Raw genomic sequence first — 18,854 nt, 5'->3', positions numbered from 1 at the left:
GGAGCGTTTGAAGCTCCGCAAGGGATTTAAAAATTAATCTTCAGATAAAGTCATTAAGCTTGCGTTACCACCAGCTGCAGCAGTATTCACACTGATTGCACGTTCGATAACAAGACGTTCTAAAGGAATTTGTTCATTGGCTTGTAACTGGGTAATCCCGACAATCGCACCTGAACGATTCGCAACTTTAGTTTGCAAGTCTTGCAACTGTTCAACAGAACCATGATGAAGCACTGCATCAAACGCATCTTTTTCAACACTTGAAATCACAGTGATTGCATCTAAGACATCTTTTGGTAAAGATGCTTTGTGTTTTACTAAGAATGCATTGTCTTTCAATACAGCCGCAGTACTGCTGACGGAGAAAATCGCAAGTAATTGTTGAAGCTGGCTTGCTTCATCATTTGCAATTGAAAGCACACGGTGACGAGGCAAGATAATGTATTGGTTGCTTTCACCCGTAGGGCCTTGCAACTCGTAGAACTTACCTACACCAAATGCTGGAATCGCCGTAATTGCTTGCGGCATGTTTTGGTTTGCCCAAGACAATAAGCTTTGATAAGCAACATTTGAAACTGCATCAAACTGAGAGATTTCAGCTTTCACCGCAAATGGAGTCGCCAATACTTTCTCTGAACAATGTTCCATCAAGCGGTACATATAAAGCGGACCACCAGCTTTAGGACCAGTACCCGATAAACCTTCACCACCAAATGGTTGCACGCCTACAACTGCACCCACGATGTTGCGGTTGATATATAAGTTACCCACTTCAGCGCGCTGGATCACAGTATTAATGGTTTCATCGATACGTGTATGCAGACCCATGGTTAAGCCATAGCCTTTGGCATTGATACGGTCGATCAATTGCTCAAGCTCACCATATTTATAAGTGATGATGTGCAATACAGGACCAAACACTTCGCGTTCTAGATCGTCAAGGTTTGGCAATTCAATCGCTGTTGGCGGAACAAATGTACCTTGTGCAAGCGCTTGTTGGCTTACCGCATCGTTAAACATCAATTGATGAACAGGGTAGCCCTTAGATTTCATCTTTTGAATGTGCGTATCGATAGTTTGTTTTGCTTCAGTATCAATTACTGGGCCAATGTCAGTTTTTAAGATCGCAGGGTTGCCAACGATCAACTGTTGCATTGCACCTTTCAACATTTTGATAACTGTTGCAGCGCTGTCTTCTTGCACACATAAGATACGAAGTGCAGAACAACGTTGACCCGCACTGTCAAATGCAGAACTGACAACATCGAGAACCACTTGTTCAGTCAGCGCAGATGAATCAACGATCATCGCATTTTGACCACCTGTTTCCGCGATTAATGGAATTGGTTGACCATTTGGAGATAAACGTTTTGCCACAGTTTTTTGCAAGATTTTTGCAACTTCAGTCGAACCTGTGAACATGATGCCTTGAACACGATCATCTTGGCTTAATTGAGCACCAACGGTTTCACCGCGACCAGGAAGAAGTTGAACAGCGCCGTGTGGCACGCCAGCTTCCCAAAGCATTTGAACGGCTTGTGCTGCAATCAATGGTGTTTGTTCAGCAGGTTTGGCAATCACACAGTTACCGCTCACCAATGCCGCTGCAATCTGACCAGAGAAAATCGCAAGAGGGAAGTTCCATGGGCTAATACACAATACGGTACCTAATGGCTTCACTTGTGCATTCGCAGGTAAAGCTTCGATTTGAGTTGCGTAGTAACGTAAGAAATCTACTGCTTCACGGACTTCGGCAATGGCATTGGCATAGGTTTTACCACTTTCGCGGCAAAGTAATACCATCAATTCTTGAATGCGTGCTTCCATCAAGTCAGCAGCGCGTTTTAAACAAGCAGCACGTTCAACTTTATCGGTTGCAGCCCAGCTTTGCTCAGCTTGTACTGCAGCTTCTAGTGCCAGTTGTACATCAGCGCTGGTCGCTTCATTGACATAACCGACAACTTCGCTATTTTGTGCAGGGTTTGTAATTGCAAGTGCATTGCTTTGGTCATGTACTGTTGATTCGAAACCAAGTAACGGTGCACTTTTCCAAATCTGACTACGCAATTTCTGTGCAGTCGCATCCAAGTCAGCTAATGGTTGATCGTTATTCAGATCAAAGCCATTTGAGTTTGGACGTAATGGGTAAAGATCATGCGGAAGTGGAATCGCAGGGTGTTTTAAGCCAAGCTGACCTTCGTCTTTTGCAGAAGTTTGAATATCTTTGATTGGAGACTGAATTAGGTCTTCAACTTTTAAAGTCTTATCTGCAATACGGTTTACGAACGAAGTATTGGCACCATTTTCAAGTAAACGACGGACTAAATAAGCCAATAAAGTTTCATGGTTACCAACAGGCGCGTAAACACGACATGGAACACCTAACTTGCCATCTTCTTTTGAACCAACAACTTGCTCGTACAATGGCTCACCCATACCGTGCAAGCATTGGAATTCGTATTGACCTGGATAGTACTTGCTTGGATCAGCAAGGTTGTAAATGGTTGCAAGTGATTGCGCATTGTGTGTCGCAAATTGTGGGTACACTTGGTCTGGTGCAGCAAGAAGTTTTTTCGCGCAAGCGATGTATGACAAATCCGTGTGAACTTTACGAGTAAACACAGGGTAGTCCGTCATACCATCAATTTGTGCTTTCTTGATTTCGCTGTCCCAATATGCACCTTTCACCAAACGGATCATCAGGCGTTTGTTACTGCGTTTTGCAAGGTCAACGATGTAATCCACCACGTAGAAACAACGTTTTTGATAGGCCTGAATAACGAAACCGATGCCTTTCCAGTTTGCAAGTTTCGGTTCGAAACATAAGCGCTCAAGTAATTCGAGTGAAATTTCTAAACGTTCAGATTCTTCAGCATCGATGTTTAAGCCGATATCATATTGTTTTGCCAAGCACGCAAGTTCGAAGACTTTGTTGTAAAGTTCGTGGTGAACACGTGCAATTTGTGCACGTTGATAACGTGGATGCAAAGCAGATAGCTTGATTGAAATACCTGGGCCATCATAAACACCACGACCGTTCGATGCCTTACCAATGGCATGAATCGCTTGTGTGTAGTCATTGTAGTAGCGATCTGCGTCATGTTCAGTCAGTGCAGCTTCACCCAACATGTCGTATGAATAACGGAAACCTTTGTGTTCAAATGGTTTTGCATGCTCAAGCGCTTCTTCGATGGTTTCACCCGTAACGAATTGCTCACCCATCATACGCATGGCAACGTCAACCGCTTTACGGATGATACCACGACCACTACGTGCTAAAAGACCAGTCAAAACACTCGATAAGCTGGTTTGCTTCGGTGTTTCCATTAACTTGCCTGTTAACATCAAGCCCCATGCAGCAGCATTTACGAACATCAGGTTACTTTGACCAACGTGTTCCTTCCAGTTACCTTGGTTGATTTTGTCGCGGATCAACAAATCACGTGTTGCTGTATCTGGAATACGAAGCAATGCTTCTGCCAAACACATCAATGCCACACCTTCTTGTGAGGAAAGTGAGAATTCTTGTAGAAGACCTTGAACGATTCCTGCTTTACCCGCCGAGCTTTTACGTTCTCGTAAATTATGCGCTAGGCTAAAAGCAAGTTCATAAATTTTTTGATCAAGTTCAGGGGAAATGTTTGCAGCTTCAGCAAGTACAGCGACTGCTTCAGGCTCTGCGCGTCGCCAAGCCGTATTAATGCGTTGCTCAAACTCACTTTTTTCTTTAAATTCGGTAATATAACCGTCGATGTGAGCTGTTTCCATTTGTGCGGGAGTATCCAATGTATTCATACTAAATTCCAATAACAATCTCTAGAACATATTGAGTAGAGAGGTTTAGATAATTTATGATTACAGAATAAATCCCGAGTAACTCACTATAATTTACCCATTTTTTAGAGGAAAATTCAGTTGAATGGCCCTATTTATACACTAGATCGAACCGATCTAAAAATTCTGGATATTCTTCAAGCAGATGGGAGAATTTCTAATAGTAAATTGGCAGAATTAGTGAACCTTTCACCGACTGCGGTGATGGCACGTGTTCAGAAGCTGACCAAGGATGAATTTATCTTGGGATATGAGGCAAAGCTTAATCCGAATAAGCTGAATGCGAACTTTTTAGTATTCGTGGAAGTGTTACTTGATAAGACTACACCGCATGTTCTGGATGATTTTATTGATGCAGTGACCCAATATCCTGAGATCGTGGAATGTCACATGGTCAGTGGTGGCTTCGACTTTCTGATTAAATTGCGGAGTGCCGGAATGGAGGAGTTTCGCCGTATTGCTGGGCAAATATTGTGGCAACTCCCTGGTGTGAAAGAAACAAGAAGCTACCCAGTCATGCAGGTGGTGAAAGACAGCTCTAAAATAAAAATTAAATCAAAAACAAAATTTTAACTAAAAGAAAAGGGGCTCGAAAGCCCCTTAAATTTTTATCAGAATTATTTCATTTCACGTGCATAGATTTCATCAGCTTGTTCAAAGCGACTGGTTACAGCAGCATTTGGTGCTTTACCAAGTAAGCTCACTACAACGATGCTGATCAAGGCAAAAACGAAACCTGGAATAATTTCATAGATGCCCGTGTAACCGAAGAAGTTTTTCCATAGGATTACAGTCAAAGCACCAACAATCATACCCACCAATGCACCGTTTAACGTCATACGTTTCCAGAACAATGAAAGAATAATCAATGGACCAAATGCCGCACCAAAGCCAGCCCAAGCATAAGCAACTAAGCCAAGAACTTTACTGTCTGGGTTTTGAGCAAGAGAGAGGGCAAGCATTGCAACAGCAAGTACCATTGCACGTCCAATCCAAACCAGCTCTTTTTGAGATGCATTTTTGCGGATAAAGCCTTTGTACAAATCTTCGGTTAAAGCGCTTGAACATACTAGAAGCTGACAGCTTAACGTACTCATGACTGCAGATAAAATCGCAGCAAGGATTACACCCACAACCCACGGGTTGAACAAGATTTTGGTAAGTTCCATGAATACAGTTTCAGGGTTAGCTGAAACTGCAGCTGCAAGCTCTGGATGCATTTGGAAATAAGCAATACCAATAAAGCCTGAACCGACTGCACCTGCCAAACATAAAACCATCCATGTCATACCGATACGGCGCGCAGCTGGAATTGATTTTACCGAATCAGCGGCCATGAAGCGGACAAGGATATGTGGTTGACCAAAATAGCCGAGACCCCAAGCTGCAGCAGAAAGAATCGCAACAACGCTTAAGTTTGTCGCAAAATCAAATGCATGTGGACGTACACTTTCAACAACCGCAGTAAACTCTTCCATACCAATGCCTAAAGACATGTAGGTCACGATTGGAAGCAGCAATAATGCAAAAATCATTAAGCCTGCTTGGAAAGTATCAGTCCAGCTGATTGCAAGGAAACCACCGATACAAACATAACCAATGGTTGCAAAAGCACCTAACCATAAGGCTGTGCTATACGGCAAATGGAATAATGTTTCGAATAAACGTGCACCAGCGACCATGCCAGAAGCACAATAAATCGCAAAAAAAACAAGAATAATCAATGCAGATGTGACGCGTAAGATTTTCTTCTGATCATCAAAACGACCAGTAAAATAATCTGGTAAGGTGAGGGCATTGTTTTGTACTTCAGTGTGTACACGTAAACGTCCTGCAACCAAATACCAGTTTAGCCATGCACCAATAATTAAACCGATGGCAATCCACGATTCAGATAAGCCAGTTAAGTAAATAGCGCCAGGTAAACCCATGAGTAACCAACCACTCATGTCTGATGCGCCCGCAGATAAAGCGGTTACAAAACTGCCTAGACTTCGGCCTCCAAGAATATAATCGTCAAGGTTTTTGGTAGAAAAATAGGCGTATAAACCGATGCCAAGCATGGCCAGGATATAGACCACGAATACAACAACTGTGGGATTAGAAAAATTCATAATGGATGCCTGTCCTTACATATCCATAATTTGCAATCACACCTGAATAGCTAAAAAAATCATTGACTATTCTTGGGATTGATAAGGTCACAGATTCAAGCACAAATGATTTTTAAAATACTGTTATGTTTATGTATTTAATTTGTATATTTTGTGTAATTTAAAATAAGTGTATGAATCTTAATTTTTTAATTCGAAAAATAGGTTTTTTTTTCATCAAAATATGAATAGGTAACGTTCAAAAAAAACTCAAAATGTATACAGAAGTTACAATTCATAAAATGTACATCTGTAGATTAAGTTGATTCAGTTAAAAACTAGGCAAAAATTCAGAAATATAAAGTTACAAAAGCTACAATCTAGAGAAATTCTATTATAAAAAAATATAATCTTAAGCGCTTTTGCTAATGAAAAGTCAGTTGCAATCTTTCATATTAATCCATTGCACCATTAAGGTGCATTGTCTGAGAGAAATGGAAAGTGGAAACGGTTCAAACGGCAACGATAAGAATAGAGCATGATTTGCTTGGTGCGAAGGAAGTTCCAACAGAATGTTATTACGGAATTCATACCTTACGTGCCATGGAAAATTTTAAGATCTCCTCACAAAAAGTTGGACAAAATGCTTATTTTATCCGCGCTTTGGCACAGGTAAAAAAGGCCTCGGCACAAGCGAATTTAAGCTTTGGCAAACTCACTGAAACTCAAAGTCTGGTAATTCAACATGCCTGTGATGTGCTCATCACTGATGCAGAAAAATGGCAAGATTCCTTCCCAATTGATATTTATCAAGGTGGAGCGGGCACTTCAATTAATATGAACACCAATGAAGTGATTGCCAACATCGCGTTGGAGTCATTAGGTCATCAAAAAGGTAAATATGAGCTGATCCATCCCAATGATCATGTCAATAAATCCCAATCGACCAATGACGTATACCCAACAGCGCTTCGTCTATCAACCTACTGTTCTTTAGATGCTTTGTTCACACAAATGGACAAGCTAATTACCTCATTTGAAAACAAGGCGATCGAGTTTCGTTATGTGTTAAAGATGGGGCGTACTCAATTGCAAGATGCGGTTCCTATGACATTGGGCCAAGAGTTTCGTGCTTTTGCAACGCTATTAAAAGAAGATGTCCGATTAATCAAACGCACTCGTGAATTATTGCTTGAGGTGAATTTGGGTGCGACAGCCATAGGAACAGGTGTGAATACACCCAAAGGTTATGCCATCAAAGCGGTTTCTTGTTTGAAAGACATCACGGGTCTAAACCTCGTCGGTGCAGAAGACTACGTTGAAGCAACCAGTGACTGTGGTGTATTCATCATTTTATCGAGCGCCTTAAAGCGTCTTGCGTGTAAGCTTTCAAAAATCAGTAATGACTTACGTTTACTGAGTTCAGGTCCACGTACAGGATTAGGTGAAATTCAGTTACCTGAACTGCAGGCTGGCTCTTCGATCATGCCTGCAAAAGTAAACCCTGTGATTCCTGAAGTGGTCAATCAGATTGCATTTAAAGTGATTGGTAACGATTTAACCATTACCTTTGCTGCGGAAGCGGGGCAATTACAACTCAATGTGATGGAACCTGTGATTGCAATTTCATTGAATGAATCGATTGAATTGCTTACACATGCAATTCAAAGCTTGGATGAAAAATGTGTGCGTGGTATCAAAGCAAATGAACAAGCATGCCATGACGCCGTGATGCGTAGCGTGGGGATTATCACTTTACTTGATCCGCTCTTAGGTCATGCTTTATGTGATGAAATTGGTAAACAATGTATTGCAGAGAATAAAACCATTCAAGAGGTGGTTTTAGAGCGTGGGTTACTGACTCAAGTCCAACTGGATGAGATTTTCTCTTTTGAAAACTTGGTTTCAGAAGTCGATGGCATTCAAGTGGACGATGTCGCTTAAATCCTGAAAATCCAGTTTTGAAAAAGCCCAGTTCAAATCGAATTGGGCTTTTTTTGATTGCACTGAGAATTAATGGATTTATAAAATAATTTGATCGGGTCATCATAAGCTTTTATTCCTGTGATCAAGTCAACTGGCATATTACAGATTATTACAGCATAGGGAGTTGTCTTGTTTGAGTGACTGACCTATGGTCTAAGAGGTGTCTTAAGAACACCAATGCTTAACAACAATAAATAACTGAAATGACAAAGGTAGAAGAATGATGCATCACTTTATTAGACGCAGTTTAATCTCGATTGGAATATTGGTACTGCCTATTGTACCTTCATTGGTTTTTGCACATGGCTATGTACTTAAACCAGAATCTCGAGCTTATGCCTGTAAGTTAAATAAGAATACTCAATGTGGCAGCATTGTGTGGGAGCCGCAAAGTTTAGAAGCTCCGAAAGGTTTTCCGCAGTCTGGACCAGCTGATGGGCAAATTGCCAATGCAAATTTGAGTCAATTTTCAGAATTAAATGCACAATCACCGACACGATGGGTCAAAACAAATTTGCCCACAGGCGCAAATGACTTTACTTGGCAATTTACGGCGCAGCATGTGACTCAAGGCTGGCGTTATTTCATCACTAAGCAAGGCTGGAATTCTTCAGCTCCTTTGGCTCGTAGTTCTTTTGATCTCAATCCCTTTTGTACAGTAGATGGCAAATACCAAAAGCCTGCCAGTGTGGTCACACACCGTTGTCACGTGCCTGCTGACCGCAGTGGCTATCATGTCATTCTCGCGGTATGGGATATCGGAGATACCAGTAATGCCTTTTATAATGTCATTGATGTAAATGTCGGTTCAGGCAACCCAACTACACCAGTCGATCCGCAACCCCCAAAACCAGTTCAAAGCTGGAACGATATCGGTGATATCAATCCGCTTGATGATTTAGTAGAGAATGATCGTGTATCAACACGTGTATTTGATATGAATGGCGAAAATCCAAATTTGAAAACAGAATTACGGATTACCAGTACTGCCAATGGCAATCGAAATGTTTGGCCTCGCTTATTGGCAGAAGCCATTAATCGAGAGCATAGTGCTTTACGCGCAGGGGTTAAAAATGCACAGGGTGAGATTGTAGCTGTAAGTGGAAAAAATGATGTTTATAGTAGTTTAAATAGCGGTATTCAGCGTGTTGAAATCAAAATTGAGCGTGCCCCGATCAGTGGAGGGACTTATGATTTTGTTTATCCGAAGAATATTGCTACATATAAAGCAGGTAGCAAAGTATTGAGCAGCGATGGACGTATTTATCAGTGTAAGCCATTTCCTTATAGTGGTTGGTGTAGCATTCAAGCACATCAATATGTACCTGGCACAGGCTCGAACTGGCAGGATGCTTGGATTCTCGTGAAATAGTGTAAGTCCAAGTAATAAAAAACCGAGTTAGCAATAACTCGGTTTTTAAATATCCCAATCCAAAGCGATTGGTCAGATTTATAAAATTATAAACCTGATTCGTATTCGCTATTTGAAAGCAATTTTTCAACATCAGCCATATTATCTGGCTTAATCTTATAGATCCAACCCTTACCATACGGCTCGTCATTGACAAAGTCAGGATCATCTTCAAGATCAGTATTCACTTCAACCACAGTTCCAGAAACAGGTGCGTGAATATCAGAGGCTGTTTTAACTGATTCAACAATGCCTGCTTGTTCAGTTGCGGTGACATGGCTGCCCACTTCTGGCGTTTCCACATACACTAAATCACCCAACTCATCTTGTGCATGGTCAGTAATCCCCGTGACAACGAGGTCACCCTCAATTCTTACCCACTCATGCGTACGTGCATATTTCAATTCTGCTGGATGATTCATGACAACTCCTTAACAATCTGTCGTATGATTTTTATTTGGTTTATACATGCTTTTCAACAAAAACAAAAGCTTTCGTGAACTTATAAGTATGGGTCTTTACGCCAGTTACTTGGGCTACGACCACTCCAGCGTTTAAAGGCACGGCTGAAATTCGCGACATCCGAATAACCGAGTTCGTCTGCAATTTGTTCCAAACTATAATCGGTACGAGACAGCAAAGAGGTTGCATGGCGATAACGGACTTCATCCACGAGCGTAGAGAAGGATGTGCCTTCCGCAGCCAATTGGCGTTTCAAGGTACGATCTGACATGTGTAAGCGTTCAGCCACACTTTCAATACTCAGATAATGCTGTTCTGAATTGGTTAAAATATCACGAACCCGCATGGCTAAACGACGACGTTCACCCAGTGCAGAGAGTTCAGTTTCACATTGGTTAATCGCAATCTGGCTGGCAATTGGATCTGCATTGACCATTTTTAAGCCGAGATATTTTTTATCGAAGCTGGAAATCAGATGGGGTTGATTAAAACGTACTGTACTGGTTAATCGATCTTTATATTTTTCAAAACCAGCAGGTTCAGCAAAGTCCAAATCGACTTCACCCCTCAAATCTTCAATGCCTGTGAGAGCTTTGGCCATGGTCATAATACCAATGGTCAGACCTAGAATAATTTCAGTGCGTAATGGCTCAACTTCAATATCACATTGTAGTTGTAGCGTGGCCTTAGGTCCAAAGGTGGAAAAATAAAGTTGTAAAAAGGGAAGACGTAACTGAATAAACCGGCTTGCTAATGCAATGGCATCGGTAATGTCATGTGCCGTCATAATGGCATAGCCAATAAAGCCATGAATGGAAATACGCATCTGCGTTCCTAGATGAAAGCCCAATGTGCTTTCACCGGTAAGACGCAAAGAATGCTTGACCAATTCATTCGCAATCGGTGTTGGAATTCGATAATTTGGATCAGCCAGTTGTTCGCTAGTTAAGTGAAACGGTGCAAACAATGTTTCGTCGCTATATCCCCAGCGCGAAACGACGTCTAAGAGCAATAAGCCATAAACGCCTGGTATTCCTTGATCTTGACGAGTTGAGGTTGTTTTCATGTGCTTTCCGTGGCGCTCATCAATTTTGCCAATATCTTTTAAACATTTAAGTCTTAAACATCTTTACATGAAATAAAATAATCAATCATAAAAATTGTTGGACAAAAGAGTCACCGAATGTTCAAGAATCAAGTTGGTTTTCTAAAGACCATAATTTTGGTTGTCGATATTAATAGCACATCCCCATGTTGGTTCAAAGCTTGTGTTACGTAGCTGACGATACCACGATCATGTTTTGTTTTAGATGGCACAATTGCAGTAATTTCAATCTCAACATGAATTTTATCGCCAACACGGGTTGGACGCGGCCAGCGTAGGCTTGATTCGGTACCCAACAACCCACCAGCAACTGGAAAACACTCTGTCCATAAGCGCATGGTTACAGCGGAGGTATGCCAGCCACTTGCCGCTAAACCTTGAAAGAGAGGATGTTCTGTTGCAGCAACTTCATCAAGATGGAAGGGTTGTGGGTCATATTGCCCAGCAAATTGCTTTACTTCTGCAAGCGTCATTTCATATTCACGGCTGGTGAAGCGATCACCAATACTTAAATCTTCTAAATACAACATTATTCTGTGTCCTGAGTCACTCGTTGTTCAACTAAAAAGCCACCCGTTTGGCGTTTCCATAACTGTGCATACAAGCCATCGTTCGCAATCAGTTCCTCATGTGTGCCTTGCTCAGCAATTCGGCCTTGGTCAAGCACAATCAGGCGATCCATTTGAGCAATAGTAGATAAACGATGCGCAATTGCAATCACCGTTTTGCCAACCATCAAGTCATTTAAACTGCTTTGGATCGCAGCTTCGACTTCCGAATCCAGTGCACTGGTGGCTTCATCTAAAATCAGAATAGGGGCATCTTTTAGAAAAACACGTGAAATCGCAATCCGCTGGCGTTGTCCACCAGAGAGCTTCACACCACGCTCACCGACATAGGCATCAAATCCAACACGTCCTTTTTGATCTGTCAGTTGTGGAATGAATTCTTCTGCTCTGGCTTTTTTCACTGCGAGTTGCACTTCAGCCTCAGTCGCATTTGGACGCCCATATTTAATATTTTCAGCAACAGTACGGTGTAATAAAGAAGTATCTTGCGTTACTAAGGCGATATTGGCGCGTAAGCTATCTTGAGTTACATCATGAATATTTTGACCATCAATCAAAATACGACCTTGGTTGATATCGTAAAAATGAAGCAGTAATTGAATTAATGTTGATTTACCAGCACCAGAGCGTCCAACAACGCCAATTTTTTCACCAGGTTTGATGGTTAAGTTAAAATGCTCAATGACATTTTTTTGGTTATAAGCAAAGCTCACATCCTCAAATCGGATCTCACCATGCTGAACTTTCAATTCAGTCGCATCTTTCTTGTCTTGGATCTGGATCTGTTTCCCTAAAGTTGACATACCATCCTGAATGGTGCCGACATTTTCAAATAGCATGGTGACATGCCACATTAAAAATTCAGCCATACTGTCTAACTTCAGTACCATCGCCGTAGTTGCGGCAATGACACCAATCGCCGCTTGTCCTTGTGTCCATAACCAAACTGAAGTGCCAATGACACCAATATATAGAAACGCACTGAGTAAACGAATGCTGATTTCGTATTTGACTCCTAAGCGCATTTGCTTATAAACCGTAACCATAAACTCTTGCATGGATTCTTTGGCATATTGGCTTTCACGGCCTGCATGCGCAAAAAGCTTTACGGTTTGGATATTGGTATAAGCATCGGTTATACGACCTGTCATGACCGCACGTGAATCTGCTTGTTTTTTGGAAATCTTACCTAAACGGGGGATAAAATAACTGGCAATTACTATAAAAAAAACCAACCACAACATTAAAGGAATAATCAGTACAGGAGAAATGGAGCCTAAGACCACACTAATTGTAATGAAGTAAATCAGTACATAAACCAGCATATCGCCTAAAATCATCCAGAATTCACGTACAGCCAAAGCCGTTTGCATGACCTTTGCAGATAGACGCCCTGCGAAGTCGGTATGGAAGAAATCTAAGCTTTGTTGTAGTAACAAGTTATGGAAGCGCCAACGCATACGCATCGGAAAGTTGCTGAATAGCACCTGATGCTTCACCACAGATTGCAGGCTGACAAAGAAAATATTGGCAAAGAGGATACTGATGAGGATGGTTAAATTTTGTTGATTATTCGCTAAGAAAGTACTGGGTTGACTTTGTGTCAACCAGTCGACCAATTTCCCGATATAGGAGAAAAATAATGCTTCAAAACTGGCTGCAGCTGCCGTACATGCAATTAAGATAAAAAGGTAAGGGCGAATTCCTTTGGTTGCTTGCCAAACGAAAGCAAAGAAAGTGGTGGGTAATGGTTTGTTTAAGTCTTTCGTTGGATAGGGATCAACTAATTTTTCAAACCATTGTAGCATGCCGCTTTTCCTCTAGTTCTACAGTACGATTCAGCTCACCTTGTTAGGATAACAGAAAAGCGAGTTGGAGTCGGTAAAAGAACATAAATGATGAGCATGTCTTTTATGCCATAAACAAAATCATTTCTAGAATTCACAAAGTTTTATGTTAAGCATATGATATTTATTTGTAAGGTCAATCATCCATCATTGTAGAGGTAGAAAAAAGTGAATAACACCAATAATCCAGTAGATGAACTCGGGCAATTAGAAAGTGACCATCAACAACAGAATTCGACGGTAAATTCAATTGATCTTAATCCAGTCGATTTAGTTGAAATTGTTGTTGAGATTGGAAAAGGTGCATTAGATGTGGCTTCATCCATTATAGAGAAGGTTGAGATTGATTTTTGATTAGAAAGTTTGTCTTATAATTAAATGTAGTTATTTCAAATAGGCGAAGGTTAAATAAGATTTTTATTTAGTTATTCTTCATGCTTTGTTTTGTATTTTTAAAGGTTTTGGTGTTTTATTTTGAGGCGGTTTTTTGTTCAATATGATGTTATAATAAGTGAAAATTAATATATATAGAAACGGTGATGAAAATAATATCTATAGTTATACTTATGTTTTTATTCGGTATATGTCGTACAGCAGATGCTAAAAACTTTAAAGATGATTACGTTAATTTATCTGATGTTTATTTCAAATCTATAGATGATCAAATTCAATTTGAATATGGTTTGAGAGGCAAGGAAAAATCGGGCATTGAACAACTAAAAGCAAAGCAAAAACAATGTTTAGTTGAAAAAAGTAAAGTAAATCTACATAAGTTGATTATTGAGCGTTATTCAGATTATCAGCACTATATGCAAGGTGCTACTGAAAGCATTATGGAGAAAAATGAGTTTGTATTTACTCAAAATGAAGCGCAAAAAAATTATTTAGCATTGAAAAATGAGTTAAAAAAAACCCCATATCCATGTTGAATAATGAGGTTTTTTATTGAATTAAAAAACTAGCTTAATGTCGTTTTGTTTGAACTTTGCGTCGTCTGTTCAAAATATTGTACTGCAGGTGAACGAGCCATATAAGCCAATGCTTGCTCGGTATCACCTTCATGTATCGGATTAAATTTTGGCGACACCCAGCGTAAAGTTGCTTTCCATAAGTACTTTATGGTGGGGAGGTTATCAGTTTGCGTTGCCGTTTTTTCGAACTCTCGAATAAAGCTAAAGAATCCGCGGCGCATCAATTTTTGGATCTCTTGATGTTCTAGATCTTGCTGTCCAAGACTACGTGCAAAATCTGCAAGGAAGTAAATAAACAGAGGGAACACACCCATCATGATCACTTGACGAGAGACATAAAAACCAAATTTGTTTGTGAGTAGATGTTCAAAAAGGTCATAGGCTACACAACGGTGCTCAACTTCTTCTGCAAGGTGCCAACGAAACAAATCGGTCATGGCTGGATCTGCTGTATCCCAAGACTTACTATCGAGTGTCCATTGTCCAATCGTTCCAGTAAAGTGCTCGATTGCAGCAATAACACCAACGCGAAACAGTAACCAGTATTCCTCCAATTTCTCACCCTTGAGAAAGGGTACTCCTAAGGGTTTGTCCCCGAGAAGAATATTAAAAATAAAGTGAGCACGATTTAATGGATCTTGGATGTCATAGCCATTTTCTCTTAAGAAATCTTGGGCTTTCTCATGGGCACGGGCATGAGCTGCTTCTTGACGGACAAAGCCAATCACTTCTTGTTTGAGTTTTTCATCTGAAATATAGGGAATTGTCTTGTTAAACACACGGCAGAACCAAAATTCACCCGCAGGCAACAGCATGTTAATCCCATTGGCAATATGTGAGCATAAAGGATCATTCTGCATCCAGCAGACGGAAGATTCAGAAAAATCGAAATGTACTTTTCTTGCTTTAAGTTGATGATTTTCTGTGATCATACATGTCACCCGATATAAAATTACAAATCAAATTGAATACGTAATTTTTAGCATTGAGTAAAAATGTGCGCCATGTGCATATAGGACAAAAACAGGGTTTCAATTGGTTTTAAGGACAAACATTATGCTTTTTGCTGAATCGAGGTTTAAAAACTATATATAAAAAAGCCACATCTTTTGAAGATATGGCTTTAAGACACTTAATTAAGTCGTCATTGCTTTGTTTTAGCGATTAACCAAAGATTTGTAAGATCGTTTGAATAACAACAACGTTCACTAGGTCAATAAAGAATGCACCGACAAGAGGAACGATCAAAAATGCTTTATGCGATGGACCATACATATTGGTAATTGCTTGCATATTTGCAATCGCATTTGGCGTTGCTCCCATGCCAAAACCACACAGGCCAGAAGCCAACACCGCTGAATCGTAGTTTTTACCCATAACGCGGAAGGAAATATAAACCGCAAATACCCACATTGCAATAGACTGAGCAATCAACAAAATAATCATTGGAATTGCAAGATCAGCCAGTTGCCAAAGTTTCAATGAAACCAATGCCATTGCTAAAAATAACGCCAGCGCTGTATTGCCAAAGACATCTATCGAGCGATCAAAGATTTCTTGTTTAAGGCCAGTTTCCAAGATATTACGTAGAAGAATACCACCACCCAATGCCCATACAAAAGTTGGTAATTCAATTGCAGTACCAATGGTTAGGTTTTTCATGGTTTCAGCAAAAGCCAAGGCAAAGGCAAACATACCTAAAGTGACAATGGCATTATCCGCAGTGATTAAGCGAACTTTTTGTGGTGCTTCGAATGTGTACTCACTATCTGTAAGCGGTGCGTCTTTATTTTCCTCACGAACTTCCGCTTTTAATGGTGACGCTAGGTTGTGTTTACGAATGAGGTAACGGGCTAATGGCCCTCCCATCAAACCACCAACAACCATACCGAAGGTCGCACTTGCAATACCCATTGGTAACGCACCTTCAACGGCATATTTGGTCTCAAAAATTGGTCCCCATGCTCCAGCAGTGCCTAAACCACCCACCAAAGCAATTGAACCTGCAACAACCCCCATTAATGGATCAAGACCAACGGCAGAAGCAATTGCCATGCCGACACCATTTTGAATGATGACAAAGAAGGAAATGGCAATTAAGAAGATAATTAAAGGCTTGCCACCTTCCTTAAGTTTGGCAAAATTAGCACTCAAACCAATCGATGCAAAAAACATAAGCATGAATGTATCTTGCATTGGCTTATTGACCGAAATGGTATAACCCGCAAATTGATGAATCAAATAAAAAATAATTGCACCGACCAAACCACCTGCCACTGGCTCAGGGATATTGTATTTGGTTAAAAAGGGGATGTGCTTATTTAAAATGCGTCCGACATAGAGAACCAACACCGCTAGCATGAGCGTATATGTTGGATTAAGTATGAAATCCATAGATATCCTTAAAATATGAACCGTCGAGAGAGCAAAAGGCGCTCTGAGAGAGCTAGATTAAATTAAAAAAATCAGCTTTAAAATATGTGATCTGGTTAACGATTATACATTTCCATGTCTAAGCTGTAGCTACAACGTATTTGATTAAACAAAGCGTAAAATTCCAGTAAATTTAAGCATTTAATTTAATGGTTGTTTATTTCAGGTTACATTTGGTTGTATTGAATATATGGTATAGTTTGCAAGACTTTTTGTTTTTAAGTGCTAATCGTTCAAGCGAATATTTTTTATTCATTTATCGCGCATGTTAATGCAATAAAGATGAATCAAGCACTTTTAAGTGTACTGCTCTAGCTCGCAGCGTAAGTTAAACAATGGCCTATACTCGCAGGTCAAATTTTAAAAAAATGATCAATCAGTTGCTTCTAAATTTAAGTTCACTGAAAAGTAGCATCTCAAATGCATCAGAACGTTTAAATTGTAATTAGCTTTTCATTGGGGGAATGAGGCGAAATATCGCTATTAAACAGCCCACCTTGTCGAGCATTTTTAATGCAAGATGTATATCTGCGTTTTATAGTGCAATAGAAAAAGAAAATGCTATAACTACATAGAGTAGGCGTATACTGTTTATAACTATTAGAATCATAAGGAATCCAAAATGCTGGTTAAATTTGCAATGCGCTTCATAGGTGTTTTGTTAGCGGTATTGGTTTTGGCTGCTCTCGTTATACATTTCTTTTTTTCGAGTAAGTTAACAACGGATTTATGGATTATTGTAGTCCCAATTATCTTGGGTATTCCAATGCTAACCTCTGTGATTGTTGCACGAGACGATGAGTTAAACGTTCACTAAAAATTACAGTTTAATTGAATAAAAGCTCGTCAAAAGATGGGCTTTTTTGATTTCTGTGATATAAAAATATTTCCCATGACTCAGGAGATTGAAGTGGTTATTTCTCAGATAAGACAAAATCTAGGCCGAGAATATGAATTATTCATACATTCCACCAGCTACCAATCTTATAAAAACAGTGAGGTACAAACCAAAGCACAGTTTTTAACGAATGCTTTAAAAGCGATGAAATATCCTCATACGAATTTAATCCCTTTAGGTGGTGGTATTTATAAATTACTGAATTTTGATCACTTTGAATTAGATCTTAATCTGTTTAATACACCCTCATTTCATCATAAAACTGCTTTTATCGACTGGGTATCTAAAAACTTGTATCAAGATCTCTATGCAAAATAGTTGAATCAATGAGCTCAAACAGCAGAACATGCTAAATAAAATATAAATAATCATATTCACCCGATAAATGGCTTGACCAGATATCGGGTTTTAATTTTTATCGGAGTTATTTAAATAAAAATGATTTTTTAAAAATAAAAAATAAATTATCCTCTAAGCTCTTAAATTCAAATAAAAATAGGTATTCGGATGAAAACAATATTCGTTGGGGTCATAGGTTTCGTTACATGTTTAATGACTATAAATGCATGTGCGGATACACCACTACAAGTCAATTACGGAGCACCTCAAGCACTAGGCGAACCGATTTTAGTACAGCAAACAGAGCAGCACCATCGTAGTGAAAGCAGTAGTGGTATTCAGAGCTCTGTATTTGCTGAATACTATGGTTCAAGATTAAAGTCAGATGAAATTGATGGACATGAAAAGCTTAATGGTTTTGGTACAGGGGTGACATTTACGGCTTTAGATACACTTAGTTCAACATTTGGTCTGATTTATCAAAAAAATGCAGATTGGAAAAGTACTGAGATTAATGTGAAAGGGGGCTATACCTTTTACGATGATAACAATAGCTATGCAAATGCGAGTATTGGTGTGGGATATGCGTGGCTGAAAGCCGATGACTATGATATCAAATTACGTTATGTCACATTACCGATAGAGTTTGAGCTAGGACATTATATTCAATCAAATATCGCGGCTTATGTTGGGCTGGGCTACAAATGGCTTTATATTGAAAATTACAAAGACGTTTGTACCAGTTATTTCTGTGATAGCACAGCGGCTGATGTATTGGATATGAATGGAATGATCTATAAAGTGGGGATGCGCTATCAGTTCTGATGAAAATAGCTGAATGATTAACTCCTGAGGCTTATCTATGGATAAGCCTTTTTATTCACCGAAGAGATGGATTTACATAAA

Annotated in this window: 16 protein-coding genes; 8 read left to right on the top strand and 8 right to left on the bottom strand. The window is 39.8% G+C overall.

Translation table 11 applies throughout. The features are described from left to right. Nucleotides 1-33: 33 nt before the first annotated feature. Nucleotides 34-3,795 (bottom strand): trifunctional transcriptional regulator/proline dehydrogenase/L-glutamate gamma-semialdehyde dehydrogenase, encoded by a 3,762-nt coding sequence (gene putA / locus F957_RS10640; RefSeq protein ID WP_016540407.1) that lies wholly within the window; start codon nucleotides 3,793-3,795, stop codon nucleotides 34-36. Between the two features lie 120 nt (nucleotides 3,796-3,915). On the opposite strand from putA, the gene F957_RS10645 reads away from it, so the two are divergent. Then, nucleotides 3,916-4,407, top strand: coding sequence for an Lrp/AsnC ligand binding domain-containing protein (locus F957_RS10645; RefSeq protein ID WP_004653132.1), 492 nt, complete (start codon nucleotides 3,916-3,918; stop codon nucleotides 4,405-4,407). Nucleotides 4,408-4,451: 44 nt separating this feature from the next. On the opposite strand, the gene putP is transcribed toward F957_RS10645, so the two are convergent. Beyond that, entirely contained in the window at nucleotides 4,452-5,948 is a 1,497-nt protein-coding gene (gene putP, locus F957_RS10650) for a sodium/proline symporter PutP (protein WP_016660341.1), read from the bottom strand. 480 nt (nucleotides 5,949-6,428) lie between these two features. Here putP and aspA point away from each other — a divergent pair, with 480 nt between their 5' ends. After that, nucleotides 6,429-7,871: an aspartate ammonia-lyase gene (gene aspA / locus F957_RS10655; RefSeq protein ID WP_016540405.1), complete on the top strand. Its 1,443-nt coding sequence runs from the start codon at nucleotides 6,429-6,431 to the stop codon at nucleotides 7,869-7,871. A 262-nt stretch (nucleotides 7,872-8,133) separates the two neighbouring features. After that, nucleotides 8,134-9,285, top strand: a complete 1,152-nt coding sequence (locus F957_RS10660) for a lytic polysaccharide monooxygenase (protein WP_016540404.1) — start codon at nucleotides 8,134-8,136, stop codon at nucleotides 9,283-9,285. 86 nt (nucleotides 9,286-9,371) lie between these two features. Here the strand turns inward: F957_RS10660 and gcvH are convergent, their stop codons facing one another. The 4 genes from gcvH to F957_RS10680 all read right to left on the bottom strand — a co-directional run bounded on the left by gcvH (nucleotide 9,372) and on the right by F957_RS10680 (nucleotide 13,268). Beyond that, nucleotides 9,372-9,746, bottom strand: coding sequence for a glycine cleavage system protein GcvH (gene gcvH, locus F957_RS10665; protein ID WP_005211933.1), 375 nt, complete (start codon nucleotides 9,744-9,746; stop codon nucleotides 9,372-9,374). A gap of 80 nt (nucleotides 9,747-9,826) precedes the next feature. Then, nucleotides 9,827-10,852: an AraC family transcriptional regulator gene (locus tag F957_RS10670; protein WP_016540403.1), complete on the bottom strand. Its 1,026-nt coding sequence runs from the start codon at nucleotides 10,850-10,852 to the stop codon at nucleotides 9,827-9,829. Between the two features lie 128 nt (nucleotides 10,853-10,980). After that, a complete protein-coding gene (locus F957_RS10675; protein WP_016540402.1) occupies nucleotides 10,981-11,421 on the bottom strand; it encodes a MaoC family dehydratase in 441 nt (146 codons plus the stop codon). Continuing rightward, nucleotides 11,421-13,268 carry an ABC transporter ATP-binding protein gene (locus F957_RS10680; protein WP_016540401.1) on the bottom strand — a complete coding sequence of 616 codons (1,848 nt, stop codon included), beginning with the start codon at nucleotides 13,266-13,268 and terminating at the stop codon, nucleotides 11,421-11,423. Before F957_RS10680 ends, F957_RS10675 begins: the two co-directional genes overlap by 1 nt. Before the next feature lie 207 nt (nucleotides 13,269-13,475). On the opposite strand from F957_RS10680, the gene F957_RS10685 reads away from it, so the two are divergent. After that, a complete protein-coding gene (locus F957_RS10685) occupies nucleotides 13,476-13,661 on the top strand; it encodes a hypothetical protein (RefSeq protein ID WP_016540400.1) in 186 nt (61 codons plus the stop codon). A gap of 212 nt (nucleotides 13,662-13,873) precedes the next feature. After that, the gene (locus F957_RS10690; protein WP_016540399.1) at nucleotides 13,874-14,236 is read left to right on the top strand and encodes a hypothetical protein; all 363 of its coding nucleotides are present in this window, start codon (nucleotides 13,874-13,876) and stop codon (nucleotides 14,234-14,236) included. 29 nt (nucleotides 14,237-14,265) lie between these two features. Here the strand turns inward: F957_RS10690 and F957_RS10695 are convergent, their stop codons facing one another. Then, complete coding sequence (locus F957_RS10695; protein ID WP_016540398.1) at nucleotides 14,266-15,210, bottom strand: metal-dependent hydrolase; 945 nt, start codon at nucleotides 15,208-15,210, stop codon at nucleotides 14,266-14,268. A gap of 232 nt (nucleotides 15,211-15,442) precedes the next feature. Then, complete coding sequence (gene gltS / locus F957_RS10700; RefSeq protein WP_016540397.1) at nucleotides 15,443-16,672, bottom strand: sodium/glutamate symporter; 1,230 nt, start codon at nucleotides 16,670-16,672, stop codon at nucleotides 15,443-15,445. A gap of 661 nt (nucleotides 16,673-17,333) precedes the next feature. Between gltS and F957_RS10705 the strand changes: the two genes are divergently transcribed. The 3 genes from F957_RS10705 (at nucleotide 17,334) to F957_RS10715 (ending at nucleotide 18,773) form a co-directional block, all read left to right on the top strand. Continuing rightward, nucleotides 17,334-17,528 carry a hypothetical protein gene (locus F957_RS10705; protein WP_016540396.1) on the top strand — a complete coding sequence of 65 codons (195 nt, stop codon included), beginning with the start codon at nucleotides 17,334-17,336 and terminating at the stop codon, nucleotides 17,526-17,528. Between the two features lie 93 nt (nucleotides 17,529-17,621). After that, nucleotides 17,622-17,927 carry a hypothetical protein gene (locus tag F957_RS10710; protein WP_016540395.1) on the top strand — a complete coding sequence of 102 codons (306 nt, stop codon included), beginning with the start codon at nucleotides 17,622-17,624 and terminating at the stop codon, nucleotides 17,925-17,927. A gap of 189 nt (nucleotides 17,928-18,116) precedes the next feature. Then, nucleotides 18,117-18,773 (top strand): hypothetical protein, encoded by a 657-nt coding sequence (locus F957_RS10715; RefSeq protein WP_016660339.1) that lies wholly within the window; start codon nucleotides 18,117-18,119, stop codon nucleotides 18,771-18,773. Nucleotides 18,774-18,854 lie beyond the last annotated feature (81 nt).

The sequence above is a fragment of the Acinetobacter gyllenbergii CIP 110306 = MTCC 11365 genome, assembly GCF_000413855.1.
Taxonomy (GTDB): domain Bacteria; phylum Pseudomonadota; class Gammaproteobacteria; order Pseudomonadales; family Moraxellaceae; genus Acinetobacter; species Acinetobacter gyllenbergii.
Note: the sequence above shows the minus strand (reverse complement) of the source record. Positions and strands in the feature narration are given on the sequence as shown.